Origin of the sequence: Sphingomonas xinjiangensis, assembly GCF_014199255.1 — a bacterium.
Classification (GTDB): domain Bacteria; phylum Pseudomonadota; class Alphaproteobacteria; order Sphingomonadales; family Sphingomonadaceae; genus Sphingomonas; species Sphingomonas xinjiangensis.
The window spans coordinates 132,254-151,645 of record NZ_JACIJF010000008.1; the positions used below are offsets into that span (position 1 = coordinate 132,254).

Sequence of the window (19,392 nt, forward strand, 5' to 3'; positions counted from 1 at the left end):
ATGAGCACCAACCCGCAAACGGCAGGGCTCCAGCCCGACGGTTTCTTCACCAAGACGCTCGCCGATGTGGACCCCGCGGTATTCGCCGGCGTCCGGCACGAGCTTGAGCGTGAACAGTATCAGATCGAGCTGATCGCGTCGGAGAACATCGTCTCCAAGGCGGTGCTCGAAGCCCAGGGCAGCGTGTTCACCAACAAATATGCCGAGGGGTATCCCGGCAAGCGTTACTATCAGGGCTGCCACCCCTCCGACGAAGTCGAGCAGCTGGCGATCGATCGCGCCAAGCAGTTGTTCGGTTGCGGCTTCGTCAACGTTCAGCCGCATTCGGGCGCGCAGGCGAACGGCGCAGTGATGCTGGCGCTCGCCAAGCCCGGCGACACGATCCTCGGCCTCAGCCTCGACGCCGGCGGCCACCTGACCCACGGCGCGCGCGCGGCGATGAGCGGCAAGTGGTTCAACGCGGTCCAATATGGTGTGCGCGAGGAAGATCATCTGATCGACTTCGACCAGGTCGAGGCGCTCGCCAAGGAACATAGCCCCAAGATCCTGATCGCCGGCGGCTCGGCCTATCCGCGCCACATCGACTTTGCCCGCTTCCGCGCGATCGCCGATGAAGTCGGCGCGATCTTCATGGTCGACATGGCACACTTCGCCGGTCTGGTCGCGGGGGGCGTCCACCCGACACCGTTCGGCCACGCCCATGTGGTGACCACCACCACGCACAAGACGCTGCGCGGCCCGCGCGGCGGCATGATCCTGACCGATGACGAGGCGATCGCGAAGAAGATCAACTCGGCCGTCTTCCCGGGCCTTCAGGGCGGCCCGCTGATGCACGTGATCGCCGCCAAGGCCGTGGCTTTCGGCGAAGCGCTCCAGCCGGACTTCAAGAGCTACGCCGCCGCAGTCGTCGAGAACGCAAAGGTGCTTGCCGCCACCCTCAAGGAGCGCGGCGCTAACCTGGTCTCGGGCGGCACCGACACGCACCTCGCGCTGGTCGACCTGACCCCACTGGGCGTCACCGGCCGCGATGCCGACGAGGCGCTCGAACGCGCGGGCATCACTTGCAACAAGAACGGCATCCCCAACGATCCGCTGCCCCCGGTCAAGACCAGCGGCATCCGCGTCGGCTCGCCAGCCGGCACCACCCGCGGCTTCGGCACGGGCGAGTTCCGCGAGATCGGCAACATGGTCGCCGACGTGCTCGACGGCCTGCGCACCAAGGGTGAAGCCGGCGATGCCGCGGTCGAGGCCGATGTGAAGGCCCGCGTCCGCACGCTCTGCGAACGCTTCCCCATCTATCCGGAGATGTAATTGCGCTGCCCCTTCTGCGCCAATGAAGACAGCCAGGTAAAGGATAGCCGCCCCACCGAAGACGGGGCGGCGATCCGCCGGCGGCGCCAGTGCGAGGCGTGTGCGGCGCGCTTCACCACGTTCGAGCGCATCCAGCTGCGCGACCTGACCGTGCTCAAAAGCGGGGAGCGGCGCGAGCCGTTCGAGCGCGACAAGCTGCTGCGCTCGGTCTCCACCGCCTGCCGCAAGCGGCCGATCACCGCGGTGCAGATCGAGAAGCTGGTATCCGGCATCCAGCGCCAGCTCGAGACCCAGGGCGATACCGACATCCCGTCGCAGCGCATCGGCGAAATGGTGATGGAAGGGCTCAAGGGCCTGGATTCGGTCGCTTATATCCGTTTCGCCAGCGTCTATAAGGACTTCCGCGAAGCCAGGGACTTCGAGGAATTCGCCGGCAGCGTGAACGAAGTCGCCAAGCCATGAACCCGGTCATCGTCCTGGTCCGCCCGCAATTGGGCGAGAATATCGGCAAGGCCGCGCGCGCCATGCTCAACTTCGGCCTCACCGAGATGCGGCTGGTCAGCCCGCGCGACGGCTGGCCCAACCCCAGCGCCGGCCCTGCCGCAAGCGGCGCCGACATCGTGCTGGAAAAGGCGCAGGTGTTCGAAACCGTCGCAGACGCAGTGGCCGACTGCGCCCATGTCTATGCCACCACGGTACGCAAGCGCGGCGTCACCAAGCCGGTGGTGACGCCCGAAGTCGCCGCCAGCGACATCCGCGCCGGGCGGGGCCGGGCGGCGATCCTGTTCGGCCCCGAACGCTCAGGGCTTGAAACGGATGACGTCGCGCTCGCACGCACGATCATCACCGTGCCGATCAACCCCGAATTCGGATCGCTCAACCTCGCCCAGGCGGTGATCCTCGTAGCCTATGAATGGTCCAAGGGCGCCGCGCTCGAAAGCCCGCCGATGACCGACCTGGATCCACCTGCATCGCAGGAAGAGCTGGAAGGCATGATCGGCCATCTCGACGCGATGCTCGAGGATAGCGGCTATTACTTTCCGCCCGACCGAGTCCCCACCACGCGCCGCACGCTGCGGACGATGCTGACCAAGCCGGGCTGGTCGAGCCAGGAAATGCGAACGTTCCGGGGCGTGCTGTCGGCGCTCAACGGCAGGAAACGCCATCGAAGCACCGGCGACGCCGAATAGTTCGATTCCAGTTTGCCCGCCGGGCGGAAACTGTATGATGCACAGCTTCTGTACTTGTGGGAGTCTGCCGATGCGTCCCTTTCTGCCCGCTATATTGCTGATCGTTGCTTCACCAGCGCTCGCGCAACAGAACGATGCACCTTCCAGCCCGAAGCCCGGAACGGCGGAAAAGAAGATTTGCAGGCAAGTCCAACCTACCGGATCGCGCATGCCCAAGCGGACGTGCCACACCAAGTCGGAATGGGCGACGATCGACGCGAACAACGCCACCGACGCCAGCAGGGTGCAGGCCTATCAACGCGACCGCGGCGGGAACTGAACGGCTGCGGTTGCCGCCTGGTCGTTAACTGCACCAACGGTTCGCAAAGCAGCCCGGCTCAGCGGGCGGCGCTGCGCCGGTCAAAGCGATCAAGCTCATAGGCGATCGATGCTTCGACCAGGTTCTCCCACAGCTGCGCCACGGCGGCTTCGGGTATACCTGCCGCCCGCGCCTCGCTGACGGCATTGTCGATCACTTGGCGCTTGCGGGCCTCGTCGCGCACCATGTCCCGCTCCGGCTTGATGCGCGCCGCCGCGTCCATATAGCCGAAGCGCCGCTTGAGCAGCGCGACCAGTTCGCGGTCCACCGCGTCGACTCCCGCGCGAACTTGGGTCATCGTCTGACAGGCTTGCGGATCGCGGATCTCGTGCATCGGCGCTCCATGCCGACCCCTACGGGCGCTGTCCAGCTTGACTCGGCGGACCCCCGCCGCTAACGGCCACCGCTTCGCAATGGCCCTGCACCCCGGTGAAGCGGTGGCCCTGCCCTCCTTGTGAGATCAGCAGGCGAAGACCGGGACCAACGTTGTTAGCATTTGCCAAGGATTGAATATGTCGAAGCGCCACAGCGCCAAGCACAAGCTCGATCGCCGTCTCGGCGAGAACATCTGGGGCCGGCCCAAGAGCCCGGTCAACAAGCGCGAATACGGTCCCGGCCAGCACGGCCAGCGCCGCAAGGGCAAGATGTCGGACTTCGGCATCCAGCTGCGCGCCAAGCAGAAGCTCAAGGGCTATTACGGCGACATCACCGAGAAGCAGTTCAAGAAGACCTATGAGGAAGCGTCGCGCCTGAAGGGCGATACCGGCCAGAACCTGATCGGCCTGCTCGAGCAGCGCCTCGACATGATCGTCTACCGCGCCAAGTTCGCGCCGACGATCTGGTCGGCCCGGCAGATCGTCAACCACGGCCACGTGTTGGTCGATGGCGAGAAGTGCAACATCGGTTCGCGCCGCATCAAGCCCGGCCAGACCGTGTCGCTCTCGTCCAAGGCCCAGGAAATGGCGCTGGTGATGGAAGCGCAGGCCCTGTCCGAGCGCGATGTTCCGGAATATGTCGCACCCGACGGCGCCGCCAAGATCACCTTCAACCGCGTACCGACCCTCGACGAGGTTCCCTACCCGGTGAAGATGGAGCCGAACTTGGTCGTCGAGTTCTACTCGCGCTAAGTCTCGGGCGTCAGCCGAAACAATGGAGGGCGGTCCCGCGGGGCCGCCCTTTTTGCTTGGCAAGGCTTAGCGCGGCAGCGCCAGAGCCGGCGAATAAGCAAACGTTGCGCATGCCGTGCTTGGCGGAGAGCCCCCGCATATGCTCTCGGTGCGCTGCTGTGGCGGTCCCCTCAGCGGGAAATCGGCTGGTAATGTTGGATTTGCCCTGCTCTCATCCTTTTCATGCCCGTTCGACCTCCTTCTGCCCGCCGCACGAACCTGCGCCAGACCGCAACTTCCTCAACTTCACCAGCGGCGGAATGCCTCGAAAGCGGCCGGAATCCTCGGATTGTTCAACCAACCAAAAGGTTGGTTGTCGGCGCACCCCTCCGGCCCCGCGCTGATTCGCAAGTTCGCCCCGGCACCGGCTCTTCCCTCCGTCTTCTCCGCCTGTCAGACTGCCGCCTCTCACCTTCGTCAGGAGCCTGCATGCGCCTTGCCGCTTCCGCCCTTGCCCTTCTTTTCGCCGGCACGGCCGCTTCGGCGCAGACCGCGCCGGCCATTTCGCTCGACACGCTCAAGACCGTCACCAGGACGCTCTCGTCGGACGAATATGAAGGCCGCGCGCCTGCCACTGCGGGTGAAGACAAGACCGTGCGCTACCTGGTCGAGCGCTTCCAGAAGGCAGGGCTCAAGCCCGGCAACAAGGGCAGCTGGGTGCAAGACGTGCCGCTGGTCGAAATCACCGGCAGCAACGTCCAGCCGCTCACCTTCACCGGCGGGAAAACACCGGTCAGCCTCGACTATCGCAAGGACATGGTGATCGCGACCTATCAGGTGACGCCGCGCACCGACGTGAAGAACAGCGACGTCATGTTCGTCGGCTATGGCATCAACGCGCCTGAGCGCGGCTGGAACGACTATGCCGGCATCGACGTGAAGGGAAAGACGGTCGTCATCCTGATCAACGATCCCGACTGGCAGATCCAAGGGCTGGACGGCCCGTTCGGCGGTCGCGCCATGACCTATTACGGACGTTGGACTTACAAATTCGAAGAGGCTGCGCGCCAGGGTGCCGCCGCCGCGATCATCGTCCACGATACCGAACCCGCCGCCTACGGTTGGGGCGTGGTCCAGTCGAGCTGGACCGGCCCGCAGTTGGAACAGGATACCCCGGGCAACCACATGGACCAGTCCAAGGCGATCGGCTGGATCCAACAGGACGCGGCCAAGGCGCTGTTCGCCAGCGCGGGGAAGGACTATCCGGCGCTGATCGAAGCAGCCAAGCACAAGGGCTTCAAGGCGGTACCGCTGGGCGTGAAGGCCTCGCTCGGCTTCGACAATACGATCCGCCGACAGGCGTCGAAGAACGTCGTCGGCATCCTGCCCGGAACCGCTAAGCCCGACGAGGTCGTGCTCTACTCCGCGCATTGGGATCATCTGGGCCGCTGCGACGCAGTGAACGGTGACGACATCTGCAACGGTGCGCTCGACAACGCGTCGGGCACCGCCGGGCTGGTAGCGCTGGCTGAAGCGCAGGTGAAGGCGGGCCCAGCCAGGCGATCAATGGTGTTCCTGGCGGTAACGGGTGAAGAATCCGGTCTGCTCGGCTCCAAATTCTATGCCGAGAACCCGGTCTATCCGCTCGCAAAGACGGTGGGCGGCGTGAACATGGACGGCGTCAACAATATTGGCCGGGCCAGGGATTTCGTGCTGATCGGCGTCGGCAAGTCCGAGCTGGAGGATCTGGTGAAGCCGATCGTCGCGGCGCAGGGCCGCGTGATCGTCGCCGAGCCGACGCCCGAAAAGGGCTCCTATTACCGTTCGGACCATTTCAGCATGGCCAAGCTCGGCGTGCCGATGCTGTATGGCGAAAGCGGCGAGGACCTGCGCGTCGGCGGCAAGGAAGCGGGGCGCAAGGCGTCCGAGTCCTATATCGAGCTGCGCTATCACAAGCCGCAGGACGAATATTCCGACAGCTGGAACTGGGACGGCGCATTGGAGGATCTGGGGATCTTCTACACGCTGGGCCGCCAACTGGCGGAAGGCAGCACCTGGCCGAATTGGTACCCCGATGCCGAATTCCGCGCCGTACGCGACAAGAGCCGGGCAAGCGTGAAGTGACTTCGATCCTCCCCGGCACGGGGAGGAATCGAACGCCACCCCTCCCCTTCCCCCCTTCAACCCACTACATGGCGCGCCATGACTCTCCGTCCCCCCGCCGAATGGGCGCCGCACGACGCCGTATGGATCGGCTTTCCCAGCCACGCCGAGCTGTGGCTTGAGGATCTGGAACCCGCCCAGGCCGAAGTCGCCGCCTTCGCCAACGCCGTCCATGCCGATGGCCGCGGCGAGCGGGTCATCCTGGTCGCCGCCGATGATCGGGCCGCACAGGCCGCGCAGCGCCTCGCGCCGCATGCCGAGGTGGTGGTCGAACCGTTCGGCGACATTTGGCTGCGCGACACCGCCGCAATCCTCGACGGCAGCGGCACCGCGCACGACTTCGACTTCAACTATTGGGGCGGCAAGTACGACCTGCCCGGCGATGAGGACATCGGCGCACGCCTGGCGGCGCGTGCCCAGCTCAAGGCCGAGCGCCATGGCTGGATCCTCGAAGGGGGTGCGATCGACGGGGACGGTACCGGTCGGCTGGTGACGACCGAACAGTGCCTGCTCAACCCAAACCGCAATCCCGGCCTCAGCCGCGAGGACATCGAGGCGCGGCTCAAGGCCGATCTCGGCTACACCTCGATCCTGTGGCTTGGCGAGGGACTGGCCAACGATCACACCGACGGCCATGTCGACAATCTGGCCCGTTTTGTCGGTGAGAACCGGCTTCTGGTGCCGCAGGGCACGCAGGACGATCCCAACACTGTCATCTATGAGGACGCCGCCGCCCGCGCCGAGGCAGCCGGGACCGAAGTGGTCCGCTTCCCCTCCCCCGGCCGTGTGCTGGACGAGGATGGCGAGATCATCCCGGCGAGCTACATGAACTTCTACATCGGCAACGCCGTCGTGGTGGCGCCGGTCTATGGCCAGCCGAATGACCAGCCCGCGCTCGATGCGCTGGCGGCACTGTTCCCCGGCCGCGACATCGTCGGCGTACGCGCCGACCATATCTTGACCGGTGGCGGCAGCGTGCATTGCATCAGCCAGCAACTGCCCCGGCTCTGAAGGACGACCAGATGACCCAGATCACCGTCGGCGCGCTGCAGCTCGCCTTTACCAACGACATCGACGCCAACATCAAGGCAGTAAGCGAAATGGTGCGCGAGGCCGCCGGCCGCGGCGCGCAGGTCGTGCTGCCGCCCGAATTGTTCGAAGGCGAGTATTTCTGCCGGGTCGAGGACGAAGGCCTTTTTTCCAATGCCAAGCCGGTCGATGAACACAAGGCGGTGCTGGCGATGCAGGCGCTCGCCGCCGAGCTGAACATTCACATCCCGACCAGCTTCTTCGAAGCCGATGGCCCGCACCATTATAACAGCCTGGCGATGATCGGCCCGGATGGAAAGGTCGCGGGCGTGTACCGCAAGAGCCACATTCCCGATGGCCCGGGCTATGAGGAAAAGTTCTATTTCCGCCCCGGCAATACCGGGTTCAAGGTGTGGAACGGCCCGGGCGCAAAGCTGGGCGTCGGGGTGTGCTGGGACCAATGGTATCCCGAAACCGCCCGCGCGATGATGCTGATGGGTGCCGAAGTCCTGTTCTACCCCACTGCGATCGGCTCGGAACCGCATGACACCAGCCTCGACACCGCACGGCTGTGGCGCCGTGCGATGGTCGGGCATGCGGTTTCCAACGTCGTGCCGGTGGTCGCTGCCAACCGCGTCGGCACCGAACATGACCAGACCTTCTACGGCACCAGCTTCATCACCGACGAGCGGGGCGACATTCTGGCCGAGCTCGACCGCGAGGAGACCGGCATCATCACCGCTACGCTGGACCTCGATCGGGTGAAGCGTCACCGCGCCGCCTTCGGCTTCTTCCGCGATCGCCGGCCGGAGCTGTACGGCAGGCTGGTTGCCGACATCTGAGCCGGGGAGTGGCTGCCGCACGCTATGTGATCGCGCTGGGTTCCAACCGGCGGGGACGGCATGGCAGCCCGGAACGCGAGCTTGCCGCCGCATTGGTGGCGGTTGGCGGGGTCCAAGCGGTGTCACCGGTCCTGCGAACCGCGCCACTGGGGCCCTCGAAGCGCCGCTACGCCAATGCCGCGGCCGTGATAGAAAGCGACGAGGCTCCTCCCGCCCTGCTGCGCCGGCTCAAGGCGATCGAACGACGCTTCGGCCGGCGGCGGGGACAAATGTGGAGCAGCCGAGTGATCGATCTCGACATCGTGCTGTGGTCGGGCGGTGCTTGGTCGAGCGACGGACTGACGGTGCCGCATGCCGCGTTTCGGCAGCGGCGCTTCGTACTCGATCCGCTGCTGCGGATCGTTCCTCGCTGGCGCGACCCCCTGACCGGACGAACGGTCCGGCAACTCGCAACCCGGTTGACCCGCTCGGTTCCGATGCCTAGGTGCGACGATGTGGGTCCGTAGCTCAGTCGGTAGAGCAAGCGACTTTTAATCGAGAGGTCATGGGTTCGAATCCCATCGGACCCACCACTCGAAATGTGACGCCCAGCTAAGTCTGGGCCAATTCCCACTTAAGGTTGGGCCAAGCTCACGTCACTGCTTCAGTGAGGCGGGCCAAGTCTCCTCCGGTCGATCTCAGCCCGATTCGTGACCTCGGGCCTCATTCCCGCACTGCGGCGGCAAAGAAGCCTTAGGCGAGATAGGCGCCGAGTAGTTCGGTGCGGTGACGCTCTGCCCGAGTGATGTAGCGCCACCCAAAAGATTGCGAGTTTGCCCCCTAAAGCTTGCCAACGTCCCCCCATAAGCTTGCGGACTCCTAGTACGCTGATTCTTCCGGGATGAATGAGCTTACGGTGCGATATCAGTACAAGACGGGCACCGAGAAGAAGGTGAAGTCGCTCGAGCTTCCCCTCGCCAATCCTATCCTGCTTGCTGCCAAGATGAAACATGCAGGCAGTCACACCTGCATGTGAAAAGGATTACCCGCTAAGTCTTGAATCCTACAGTATGGATCGCTTTTGGCACGGCAGCGCGCCGAAATGATTTTTCATTATTCCGTAGAGGGAGACCTCCGTGATCTCGCTCCCCTGACCAACCTCGTCCTTGTCGATGAGCCTGAGTTTCCGAGCGGCAGCCACAAGTGCCGAGTGGCTCTGATCCGCCAAGGCAAGGCGTTCCCGCGCGGAGAGCGCGATTTGGGCGATGTTGTCCCATAGATAGCTCTGGAACCGACTGCCGAGCCATTTCCCGTCCTCGAAGTCGTTGACTAAGCTCAGGACACGCTTGTTCAACATCACCTTCAACTGGGCGACATTCATGATCTTCGACAGTGAGACGTCTATGATCGTCTCGAATGCGATCCTGCTCATCCGGCAGAACGCCTCTGAACAGATCGAACGAAGACAATGAAGCGCCTGTCTAAAGGATCGACCACCTGCTGCATCAAGAAAATCGCCAGCCCCAATCTTCTGTTCTCCGGCTCCCAATAAAAAGACGGGGTGTCAAGCATACTAGGTGCGGCCACTTGCATCGCACTTCCTCATCGATGTCGTCCAAAAATTTCGCGGGAGGTGCTGCTCTGGAACAGACACGGACACACGATGGGTCAAGCTTCGGCTGCGGGGAATTCGAGTTCGAATAGCCGTTCGGAGGATCGCCGCCACTGCAAGCCATGATGTTCCCGCCGGGGCTTAAACGATCGATCGCCAAAGTTGGAAAGCGAAGCGGGCGGCCTGAGTAGCGGCTTCTAGGTCAGCGCCAGTGCGAAGCGGGCGGCAGCTCTCGACCAGCTCAAGACATTCAGCGCCGTTGATGTGAGCGGCGGCTCTTGCTGAAACCCGCCATTCGGGTCACGCAAATCAGCCGGTCGGCTTTGCGCCAATTGCTGCCCTTCTAGACGCCTTCTCTGCTTCCCATAACCTGCCGTTCATTCAGGTTGAGATTCACGGGTCCTACGTCAACGTCTGGGTGGGGGAGCTGACCGTTTGCATCCAGGAAAGGATACCGCAAAGCGGAAATGCCTCATCCTCGCGGACTAAGTTCGAGATGTGCAGCCTAATGCGGTCGACGTCAGGGTTCCAGACCGCGGCATCTAAGGGCTAGGCCGACACTTAACCCGCGGCCTGGTGGGTAAACTGTCTGGCAAGGTGGCCTGCTCGCCAAGCCCGCCACATAACTGCCACGCCGACTAGGAAGCAGATGACCAGAGCTGGCAGGGAGGCCTCGGGTCCGAACGAACCGCCGGTCAGCCACTCCGGATAGCCTGCGCGCGCTGTGCTGTTGGCGATTGCTGGACCGAAATCGCCACCGGATACCGCCGCGCCAAAGATATAGCCTTGCGTGAAATTCCATGCGGCATGTGTACCTATTGACACCCAGAGGCGGCCCGTCAGCGCATAAAAGGCCCCCAGCATGATACCCGCCTCGAGTGCGATGCAGACCGCTGCAAAGACCGTTGCATTCGGATTGGCGATATGGCCGAAGCCGAAAAGGGCAGCGGAGCCGGCGAACGCCACCCACGGCCCGAATGCTCGCCAAACCAGGCGCAGCAGGACGGCGCGGATCATGATCTCCTCCACGACGCCGGATTGAATCGCCTTGCCCGCGGCAATCCAGGCCGGAGCAGCACCCAAAGCGCGGATCTGATAAAGCCCGAACAGCGCCATTATCGCCATAACGGCAGCGAACATGGCGGTGCCGATAAGCAGGCCGGCGGTAAGTTCCGGCAGAAGTGGTCGCAATGCAAGCTCCGAAGGCGCGCGGTTTTCGGCTAGCCGAACTGCAAGGCCATAAATGCCCAATCCCACCAGCGCTCCAATGAGATTTGCCACAAGCCGCGCGTAACCCGCTGTCTTGGGCCAGACACCACTCAGCAGTTCCGACGTGGAAAATGCGGTGAAGGCAACCAGGAAGAACAGCGCCACGGCCCATGCAATGGCTCTCAGCCAGCGCAGCCGCCCAGGATGCAAGACCCTGCGCTCACCGAGCGCGATCGAGTGGATACCCTGTCCATTGGTAAGAACGCGTGAGATCCTGCTCGGCAACGGCAGCGTCGAATGCATGTGATAACCCCCCGGATTTGATTGTTTACTTTGAAGGCGACGTGATCTGGCCTTCGCAGGCAATGCGCTCGCCAAATGAGCGGTGTTCCAGGGCGACGATCGCCTCCGTCAGGATGCCGGTAAGCGGCGCGGTAAGCTCGGCGTCCAATTGGTCTGCAGCGGCGTTGGTCGCCGCCCATTGACGCTCCAGAGCCGGGATCATCCTCTCAGCTTTATCAGTAAGGGCGATGATCCGCTCTCGACCATCCTTGCCCGGCTCCAGGGTGACCAGACCGTCCTTGCTCATCTGCGAGACGGTCTGACTTACCGCCGAGTGACTGACGCCAATCCTGACGGCTACCGCTTTGATCGACGCGGGGCCGGATTGCATTAAAGCGCGCAGAATGGGGGTATAGCGGGGCCGCCAGGTCAGAGCCGATGCGCGGTACGTCGCCTCAACTTCGCCGTCCAGCAGCTCGAGAAGGCGACGTACAAGTGTACCAAGGGTTCGGGAAGACGGAGCCATCGCCAGGATGTATAAGTGCTGTTATGTCTGGTCAAGCTCGGATGCTTGCGCGGTTGCCAAGCGCGATGGGTTCAAGCATGCAGATCGCCTGGCAGGGCCAAGTATCTTGAGAACGGCTACTGGGCCGGTTGTCCGCTGCTCGGCTGCCCTTTCTGCGTCGGCTCATGTCCAGAGTTGGATGTAGCCGCTAACTGCCTTGAAGATGACCGGCCGCTTCCGAGCAGCGCTGCGGCGATGTCGAACGACCGACGTTTGATGGACACCGGACCGGCGGCTTTTGAGGGCCTATTCGGATAGCCGCGATTGGTCGAGTGGAGTCACTAGGCCCTTTCCGCGAGCCGTTCATGAGCGCGCACCCCAATGCCTCCGGTTTACGGTCATGGATCCTGCGTGCTCAATCAATTGAGGTGCCCGGCCTTAGTGGCAAGTCTCTGTAACGTCGCGACGTGGAGCCGGAATGCCTTCGTTCCCCTTCCAGTCGCGCTGATCCAGGTCCGTTGGCGACCATTCACCGTCGCTTTGCGCAGCTCTAAATAGCCCGCCTCACTCAGTTGCGACAAATGCTTGGACAGAACCGAGTCGCTCACGTCCAGCACGTCACGGCCGGTGGCGAATTCGAGCTCTGTCATCTCGGCGAGCAAGGCCATCAGCTGCAGGCGCGCAGGCGGGTGGATCAGTGGGTCTAGCCCGTCAATTGCGCCCCTCGACACCGGCCAACTCCTCCCGATACAGCTGCTCCCAGCGCATGCTGCCTGCGGTGCACACAAGCGCGACGATAACGCCAAACGGCACCGGCGCCCAGGCGATGCCTAGCCGCTGGCGAAGGAACACCGCGATGCCAAGAGCCAGTATCGCCACAAGACCGAGACCGATGGTTAGCCTGCGCGTCGGCCCCGCCCGAGAGCCGCTTACGACGAGCCCGTCGCGGTTGGCGTCGTGGTCGATGACCACCGCGACCGCCAACATGCACAGCACGACACCCAGGATCGGCCAACCGCCGGGCAACGCATAGCTCGCCACCAGCAGCCCCATGAGTAGGCCGGATATGGCGTGCCGGCCCATCGACCAGCGAGCCCTCCGCGCCAATTCTATACGCGCCGCTTGCATTGTTTCCAGCGAGCGGGCCGCTTCCTCTTCGCCGATACGCATCTCTATCCTCGCCATACACAATCTGGAAAGGTGTAACTTGAAGACCTGGAAAGACACAATGGTGCGTCTTCTCTACCAGAGCTCCAATCGCGTAGGTAGCATGGTCGTGTGACGCACATGTGGAATGATCGTATCGACGCCGCTAAAGCCCGGTCATGTTCTCATTCTTTGACCGGCAATATGCCGCCCTCCTATTCGACATGGATGGCACGCTGATCGATTCTTCGGTCGCGGTTGAACGCACTTGGAGAAGTTGGTGCGGGAGGCACGGTATCAACCCGGAGCCGCTGCTTGCCGAATGCCATGGCGTCCAAGACGCCGAGCTAATCCAGCGTTTTGGCGGTGCTGGATTGAGCATCGTGGAGGAAGAGCGATGGCTGCTGGACACAGCGACGGCGGATGTCGAGGGCGTCGTCGCTATCGAAGGTGTTTCCGCCTTTCTCGCGAGGCTTGGATCAACCCCATGGGCCATCGTCACCTCTGCCTCCCGGAAATTAGCGGCAGCCAGGCTTGGGGCCGCTGGGATACCGTTGCCGAAGATTATCATAGCAGCGGAGGATGTCTCGCGTGGGAAGCCTGATCCCGAAGGCTTTCTCAGAGCTGCCCGGGAGTTGGGCGTTGAAATTACGGAGTGTCTGATTTTTGAGGACTCAGCCGCCGGTGTTGCCTCGGCCAGGGCCGCTGGAGGATCTTTAGTGATTGTCGGCGGCCTTGTAGATGCTGAAGCTCACGAAGGGGAGATGGCAAACTATTCAGATGCTTAGGGATACTCGCGCATTCACAGCGCAAGCTGAACGAAGCTGAGATGCAGCGCTAGCTCCAGCGGCATCGGATCCACGCGATCGGCTTCGGCTGCTACGCGCTGACAAGCCCGTTTACAGGAGCCAACCCATGACTTTCTAGGCCTCGTCCAAGCTGCGGATGTCCGACGTAGTTGGAGCTGTGTGAGGACGGCCTTGAGGAAGTGGCCGAGGTGACGCGAGCGACGCTGGTTGTTCAACCCTGCATCGCGGCGGTGGACCCTGTTGAAGTTCGCCTCCAAAGCGCAGCGAGAGCGGCACGCAGGCGTCGCATAGCCGTCGAACGTCAGCCCGTGTTGAGGGCTAGAGAGCGGTGACTCAGCGTCTGACCTGATGGTCAGCGATTTGTGTCGAAGGCTGCGTGAACAATGAAGTCCGCCTTCTGAATCGCTCCCATAGTCTTGGCGACGGAGGTGGGTGGAGTGTAGCATCTCGGGAACCCGAGAAATAGCCGGGGTCCGCCAGAGCCAACGCGATGCGATGCTCTATCATCTGCGCCATCTCGCAGCGAGCAGCATGCAGAGGCCGCTTCCGCAGATCGGCCCCAGCCCCATCAGCGTCACAAGAGCCGTCGTGTCGCCCCTTCGAAAATCGATAGTGTCGAATGCAGCACCTAAACCGAGTGCTCCTGCCGCGAGTCCGAGCTTCATACTGCCGGTGAGCAATCCGAAGCTCCAGCCCTTGCCGCCATTAGTCCGTTCGATCGCGTCCCCGAAGGACGCCCAGATCGCAATAGCCACGCCACCGCTGCCGGCGCCGATCGCGAGGGCTGCTAGCGGGGCAGCCACTGATCCTTCTGCAGCGGTCACCCAGAACATCAATCCCCCCATCAACAGGATTGAACATGCGAGCATGACGATCTCTCGACGCGTGTAGCGGCGGGAAAGCGCTGACCAAGCCGGTTGCGACAACATGGAACCGAGCGGAACACCGGCGCCGAGAAAGGTGCCCCAGAACATGGAGTTGTTCAGATAGTGAATCAGATAGGGCTGTGCTTTGCTGAAGATGGGGATCGTGAGCGCGGTTCCGAAAGCTAGGGCTAGCGGAAGGTGACACCCCCTTGGCAACGGTTCCCAAGCGCTTGTCCGCCCCGCGTCGGCCACTCCAGCCTCGCCTCGCGTGCCGCGGTGCAGGTAGAGAAGCCCAGCGCTGCCCGCGCCGCATATCGAAAGCGCAACTGCAATGGCGAGGAACCAAGGGCCAAGCTGGGACACGTGCGAACCTCCACTTCTGGCGAGCCAAGTGGTTAGCGCAGCGATGACCAAGGCAGCCAACCCGCTCAGGCCGAGGCGCAGCGCCGATACGGAGGTGCGGTCCCGCTGGGTAGTGGTTGCGACGCCAACCATCGCGTTCTGAGCTTGGTCGTAAATGGCATAAGCGCAGCGAAATGCGACGGCGGCGCAGAGAATGAACGCGAATCGCGAAGCTGGCGCGATCCAGCAGTTGAGGAATACCCCCGTCAAAGTGACGGCGCTGACGCATGCGCCTGTCCATTGAAGCGTGGCCGCCCCATGTGCCGTCGAGAGCGCATTCGCGAACGCCAGATCTGTGAGCGGGTCTAGTAGCGCACCGACAAGAAGGCCAATGCCGATCACCCACCCCATCGCCCAGGGGCTCAGCCCAGCAACTTCCGTAAGGTAATAGGCGAATACAATCTCGCTGGCATACCAGATCAGGCTCTTGCCGAAGTGGGCCAAGCCATACACGGCCATTTGCCTCCCGTGCTCATCCGGGCTCAAGACCAGCCTATCGTTGGCGCGCGGAAGATTTGGCATGGACGCAGGCGAATGCACCGCCCGCAAGACGGCAGCATGACTATCAGCGATCTTTGATGCGGCGGTTGAAGTTTATTGCCCCGGCCGACGTTACCCTTCATCCGCAACCTCGCGAGGATGAAAGCGAGGCGGATGACAAGACAGCGGCCGGAGATCAGTCTAACGGCGGAGCAGAAGCGCATTGTCTGGCGCCTTCGCACGGAGGGTCCCACGCCGCGCATCGTGCTGGCGAACGATCTGGGCATCTATTCCGGAGCAATGACGCGGATAACGCGAGAGATGATCGCGATTGGCGTTATCGAGGAAACGTCACCCGACGCCACGCCGCGCGGCAGGCCGGTAGTGCCACTCACCATCTCGGGACGCGCCGGATACGCCGCCGGGGTGACTGCCCATCCCGGCTGGATCGAACTGACGCTCGTGGACTTCGCCGGAACGGTGATCGCGCGAGACGTCGAACCCTTCGACAGTCCCGATCCCGGACCTTTTGCGGATGCGGTGGAGCGACGGTTGCGCGGTCTGGCAATGACTCACGGGCTGATGCGCTCGCGTTTTCTGGGAATCGGCGTAGCCGCGACTGGGCCTATGACGGTGCACGATCCGAACATCCGATGGGCGGTGCCATGGCTGTCCGGATGGCGGCAGGTGGAGCTGGAAAGCTACTTCGCGGATCGGCTTGGCATGAACGTGCGCGTCGAGAATGACGCGTCTCTCGCCGCGCTTGCAGAATATTACCACGGGGAACTGATGCGGAGATGCCGGACCGCACTCGTGTTCTTCCTCGGCCACGGCGTGGGGGGCGGAATCATCTTAGATCGTGCCCTGTTCCGAGGCGCGCATGGCAACGCTGGCGAAGTTGGCATGCTGTTCCCGGGTGACAAGCCACGCCCGTCAGGCATCGACCTTCTTGCCAATCTCCAGCAGGCAGGTGCGAAAATCCATTCTTTGCTTGAGGTCGCCACCGTTCTCGAAACGCATCACGAAGTGGTTGAGGAATGGATCGAGCGGGCGGCCGTTCAACTGGAGGATGCAGTTGCTGCCGGGGTCGCTTGGCTCGACCCAGACACCATCGTCCTTTCTGGCGCGCTGCCTCAACAGATCATGGATCGACTTGGAACACGTCTGGGGCAAGGCAGCTGGGCCCAAGATCATCCGATCACGCCCAAACCCGTTCTTCGCGTCACCCAGCTGGGTAGCTGGGCAGTGGCGGTCGGAGCGGCGCTTCTGCCGATACACGAGATCGCCTGATTTAATTGTTAAAAGAAAACTAAATCTGTCATTTCGGTCTGACAGGGCCTCCTCGGCATTATCCAGGGGGCTTACATGATCACCCATACCTTCAACCGCAATCGCGAATGGCGGACTCAATCTGCCAGAACGCGCACCGTGCTTATGCTCGCAAGCGCATCTGTCTTCGCCATCTCCGCTCCGGCATTCGCGCAGGACGCGCAGGTGCCCACACCTGCAGCGCAGGACGCGCCTTTGCCTGATGCAGCCAACCAGGAGGACGGTGGCGATATCGTTGTCACGGGCGTTCGCGCGAGCCTCAGTAGTGCGCTTAGCACGAAGCGGGACGCGACCGAGTTCGTCGATGCTCTCGTGGCCGAGGACATCGCGAAATTCCCCGACAGCAACTTGGGCGAGGCGCTTCAGCGGATCCCCGGGATCACGGTCGAACCCAACGCTGGAGGCGATCTGGGGTCTTCCGTCGGGGAAGGCGGCACGATCAACGTCCGAGGCTTGCAAGCCAACTTCACGCAGGTTCGCGTGAACGGATTGATCGCCACAAACCCGGGCACCGAGCGGGGTTTCTCGTTCAACGTGCTGGGCTCGGATCTGATCTCTTCGGCCGTCGTCCGCAAGACTCTGACCGCCAAGGATGACGAAGGTGGCCTGGCCGGCACGGTCGACCTTAAAACCTACCATCCGCTGGAGTATAGGGACCGCATTCTTTCAGTTACGGTGCGGGGCAATTATGCCGACCAGTCGGAGAAGCTCAATCCGGCAGCTACGGTGATTTTCGCCGACCAGTTCGCGGATGGCCGCTTCGGCATTGCCGCAGGGATCAGCTATGACTACCGCGACATCGTCGAGAACCGGCAAGGCCACGGTTTCACTCCGCTCATCAATTCCATCGGCGGCAATGCGTCGAAGCTCACACCAACCCAGCGGGATATAGCCAACGCCACGCTGATCCCGCTTGACCCCGCCGTGTTCTTGAACACGCAGGCCCGGCACCGCCTCAACGCCACGCTTTCGCTTCAGGCGATCCCCATCGACGGATTGAAGCTCAGCTTCGACAGCATCTACGCCAAGCTGAACAGCAAGGGTAACAACATCCGTCTCGATTTTCCGATCGAGGGCGCGCCGGCGACACTGGTTCCGGTCGACCTCACGCGGGACGGAGACGTCTTCCGATCCGGCACCTTCCCGGCGTCCAGCCAATTCATGCGCATCATCGACAATCAGATCGAGCGTCGCCAGGAGGTGTATCAGGGGGCATTGTCCGCCGACTGGGAAGTCGATCCAACTCTGACCGTGCACACGCAGCTCGGCTATTCGAACGCGGTCGAGGATTTTTCGCGCTGGAACCAGATAGATCTGCGCAGCGCCTTCACGAACATTTTCTACACCTTCGACGGCACCGGTGTGACCGCCACGCCAGCCCTTGGTGACAAGACGAACCCGGCTCTCTATACCGAGCTCAACCGCATCCGCGACCGGCCGTCTTATGACAGCGACCGGCAACACAGCGCGGATCTCGACTTCATCTGGAAGGTGGGCCTGGGCCCAATAACCTCCATCGAGTTCGGCGGCGGCTACCGCGACAGGACGAAGTCGTTCCGCTCCTATGATGGACGCGCCGCAGGCCTGCCGAGTTCGTCAGTCGCGAACCTGTCCAGCTTCTTGAATTATCGGCCTATCGACATCTCGGGCGATGCCGCCCAAGTCGCACCCGGGGTGATCCAGGTGGTCAACCGCGATCAGCTGATCGGCCAGGTGGCACCCAATGGTTATGCAGTGCCCGAAGTGCTGAGTGCGCACTATGACATCACCGAAGAGGTGGCGTTCAGCTACGCGCTCGCCCGGTTCGCAATCGGCGGGCTTAGCGGCAACGCGGGCATCCGCTTCGTGAGGACCGACCAGACCTCGATCGGGTACCAGGTGGTAGGCGGCGCTACTCTGCCCGCCCGCTTTACAAATCGGTATGCCTACGCACTGCCGAGCGTGCAGCTTCGGTACGATCTAACGCCAACGCTCGTGGCGCGAGCTTCGTTGTTCAAGTCGCTGACCCGACCGGAGCTGGCGAACATACAAACGGGGCGCCGCGTCGACACGTTCAACGGCGGCTCGGGCACCGCCGGGAACACAGAGCTGAACCCCTTCACCGCATTGAACTATGACGCTGGGATCGAGTGGTATTTCGGACGAGATGCGCTCGTGTCCGGATCCTACTTCCGCAAGGAGCTGAGCGGCTTCGTTGAGACCCTCACAGAGCGGGTTACGCTTACCGACCCGGTTGGGACGCCGTACACGATCTTTCTAACACGCCCGATCAACGGCAATCCGGCGGTGATCCAGGGCGTCGAACTTTCTGCCCAGGCTCCGTTCCGTTTCCTGACCGGTAGCCTTCGTAACACCGGCATGCTGCTGAACGCGACCTACACGGACGCATCGGGGAAGTTCGCGGCCGGAGATACCCGCAATCGTGCGCTACCCTTCGTCTCCAAATACAGCTTCAACGTGATCGGATATTACGATGCCGAGCCGTTCAGCCTTCGCCTCGCCTACGCTTGGCGCGACCGATATGTGACCGGCAGCAGCGTGGGCAGTATTGCGACCTCACGCGAACCTTATGGGCAGCTTGACCTGTCAAGCACCTACACCCTGAGAAGAAACCTGTCGGCAACGGCCAATGTCCAGAACCTGACGAACAGGCAGGATATCACCAGCGTAAATCTGCGGCCCGATCTGCAGGCCGGAGTCCGCCAGGTCGGACGCCGCTACAGTCTCAGCGCGACATACAAATTCTAACCCCACCATTTCGCGAACGAAGGACC

At 62.7% G+C, this 19,392-nt stretch carries 19 protein-coding genes and 1 tRNA gene; 13 read left to right on the top strand and 7 right to left on the bottom strand.

All coding sequences use genetic code 11. The features are described 5' to 3' along the window. From glyA to FHT02_RS13880, 3 genes are read left to right on the top strand one after another with little or no spacing between them, the layout of a single operon-like run. Positions 1-1,311 carry a serine hydroxymethyltransferase gene (gene glyA, locus FHT02_RS13870; RefSeq protein WP_184088637.1) on the top strand — a complete coding sequence of 437 codons (1,311 nt, stop codon included), beginning with the start codon at positions 1-3 and terminating at the stop codon, positions 1,309-1,311. Further along, on the top strand, positions 1,312-1,773 hold the full coding sequence (gene nrdR / locus FHT02_RS13875; protein WP_184088640.1) for a transcriptional regulator NrdR: 462 nt from the start codon (positions 1,312-1,314) through the stop codon (positions 1,771-1,773). Next, entirely contained in the window at positions 1,770-2,501 is a 732-nt protein-coding gene (locus FHT02_RS13880; protein WP_184088643.1) for an RNA methyltransferase, read from the top strand. The genes nrdR and FHT02_RS13880 overlap by 4 nt, the downstream gene beginning before the upstream one ends. 377 nt (positions 2,502-2,878) lie before the next feature. Here the strand turns inward: FHT02_RS13880 and FHT02_RS13885 are convergent, their stop codons facing one another. Continuing rightward, positions 2,879-3,193, bottom strand: coding sequence for a chorismate mutase (locus FHT02_RS13885; protein WP_184088645.1), 315 nt, complete (start codon positions 3,191-3,193; stop codon positions 2,879-2,881). Positions 3,194-3,371: 178 nt separating this feature from the next. Here FHT02_RS13885 and rpsD point away from each other — a divergent pair, with 178 nt between their 5' ends. From rpsD to FHT02_RS21935, 7 genes are all read left to right on the top strand, one after another. Further along, complete coding sequence (rpsD, locus tag FHT02_RS13890; protein WP_184088659.1) at positions 3,372-3,986, top strand: 30S ribosomal protein S4; 615 nt, start codon at positions 3,372-3,374, stop codon at positions 3,984-3,986. A 468-nt stretch (positions 3,987-4,454) separates the two neighbouring features. Beyond that, positions 4,455-6,089, top strand: a complete 1,635-nt coding sequence (locus FHT02_RS13895; protein ID WP_184088662.1) for a M28 family metallopeptidase — start codon at positions 4,455-4,457, stop codon at positions 6,087-6,089. A 78-nt stretch (positions 6,090-6,167) separates the two neighbouring features. Then, positions 6,168-7,139: an agmatine deiminase family protein gene (locus FHT02_RS13900; protein ID WP_184088665.1), complete on the top strand. Its 972-nt coding sequence runs from the start codon at positions 6,168-6,170 to the stop codon at positions 7,137-7,139. 11 nt (positions 7,140-7,150) lie between these two features. Continuing rightward, positions 7,151-7,999, top strand: coding sequence for an N-carbamoylputrescine amidase (gene aguB, locus FHT02_RS13905; protein ID WP_184088668.1), 849 nt, complete (start codon positions 7,151-7,153; stop codon positions 7,997-7,999). An 8-nt stretch (positions 8,000-8,007) separates the two neighbouring features. Continuing rightward, positions 8,008-8,505: a 2-amino-4-hydroxy-6-hydroxymethyldihydropteridine diphosphokinase gene (gene folK, locus FHT02_RS13910; protein WP_184088671.1), complete on the top strand. Its 498-nt coding sequence runs from the start codon at positions 8,008-8,010 to the stop codon at positions 8,503-8,505. Continuing rightward, positions 8,496-8,571: transfer RNA gene (locus FHT02_RS13915), tRNA-Lys, on the top strand. The genes folK and FHT02_RS13915 overlap by 10 nt, the downstream gene beginning before the upstream one ends. A 308-nt stretch (positions 8,572-8,879) precedes the next feature. Further along, complete coding sequence (locus tag FHT02_RS21935) at positions 8,880-9,014, top strand: hypothetical protein (protein ID WP_281393200.1); 135 nt, start codon at positions 8,880-8,882, stop codon at positions 9,012-9,014. Between the two features lie 27 nt (positions 9,015-9,041). Here FHT02_RS21935 and FHT02_RS13920 read toward each other — a convergent pair whose 3' ends face one another. The 5 genes from FHT02_RS13920 to FHT02_RS13940 form a co-directional block, all read right to left on the bottom strand. After that, entirely contained in the window at positions 9,042-9,410 is a 369-nt protein-coding gene (locus FHT02_RS13920) for a Hachiman antiphage defense system protein HamA (protein ID WP_184088674.1), read from the bottom strand. A gap of 741 nt (positions 9,411-10,151) precedes the next feature. Further along, on the bottom strand, positions 10,152-11,102 hold the full coding sequence (locus tag FHT02_RS13925) for a CPBP family intramembrane glutamic endopeptidase (protein ID WP_184088687.1): 951 nt from the start codon (positions 11,100-11,102) through the stop codon (positions 10,152-10,154). Between the two features lie 25 nt (positions 11,103-11,127). Beyond that, on the bottom strand, positions 11,128-11,607 hold the full coding sequence (locus FHT02_RS13930; protein WP_184088690.1) for a MarR family winged helix-turn-helix transcriptional regulator: 480 nt from the start codon (positions 11,605-11,607) through the stop codon (positions 11,128-11,130). A gap of 398 nt (positions 11,608-12,005) precedes the next feature. Continuing rightward, complete coding sequence (locus FHT02_RS13935) at positions 12,006-12,317, bottom strand: transcriptional regulator (RefSeq protein WP_343056949.1); 312 nt, start codon at positions 12,315-12,317, stop codon at positions 12,006-12,008. Then, positions 12,298-12,756 (bottom strand): hypothetical protein, encoded by a 459-nt coding sequence (locus tag FHT02_RS13940; protein WP_184088693.1) that lies wholly within the window; start codon positions 12,754-12,756, stop codon positions 12,298-12,300. Before FHT02_RS13940 ends, FHT02_RS13935 begins: the two co-directional genes overlap by 20 nt. Positions 12,757-12,911: 155 nt before the next feature. Between FHT02_RS13940 and FHT02_RS13945 the strand changes: the two genes are divergently transcribed. Further along, positions 12,912-13,520 carry an HAD-IA family hydrolase gene (locus FHT02_RS13945; RefSeq protein ID WP_184088696.1) on the top strand — a complete coding sequence of 203 codons (609 nt, stop codon included), beginning with the start codon at positions 12,912-12,914 and terminating at the stop codon, positions 13,518-13,520. Positions 13,521-14,044: 524 nt separating this feature from the next. On the opposite strand, the gene FHT02_RS13950 is transcribed toward FHT02_RS13945, so the two are convergent. After that, entirely contained in the window at positions 14,045-15,331 is a 1,287-nt protein-coding gene (locus FHT02_RS13950) for an MFS transporter (RefSeq protein ID WP_343056950.1), read from the bottom strand. A gap of 132 nt (positions 15,332-15,463) precedes the next feature. On the opposite strand from FHT02_RS13950, the gene FHT02_RS13955 reads away from it, so the two are divergent. Together FHT02_RS13955 and FHT02_RS13960 are read left to right on the top strand one after the other, a co-directional pair. After that, positions 15,464-16,579 carry an ROK family protein gene (locus FHT02_RS13955; RefSeq protein ID WP_221239483.1) on the top strand — a complete coding sequence of 372 codons (1,116 nt, stop codon included), beginning with the start codon at positions 15,464-15,466 and terminating at the stop codon, positions 16,577-16,579. Between the two features lie 75 nt (positions 16,580-16,654). Next, positions 16,655-19,366, top strand: coding sequence for a TonB-dependent receptor (locus FHT02_RS13960; RefSeq protein ID WP_184088704.1), 2,712 nt, complete (start codon positions 16,655-16,657; stop codon positions 19,364-19,366). Positions 19,367-19,392: the final 26 nt, after the last annotated feature.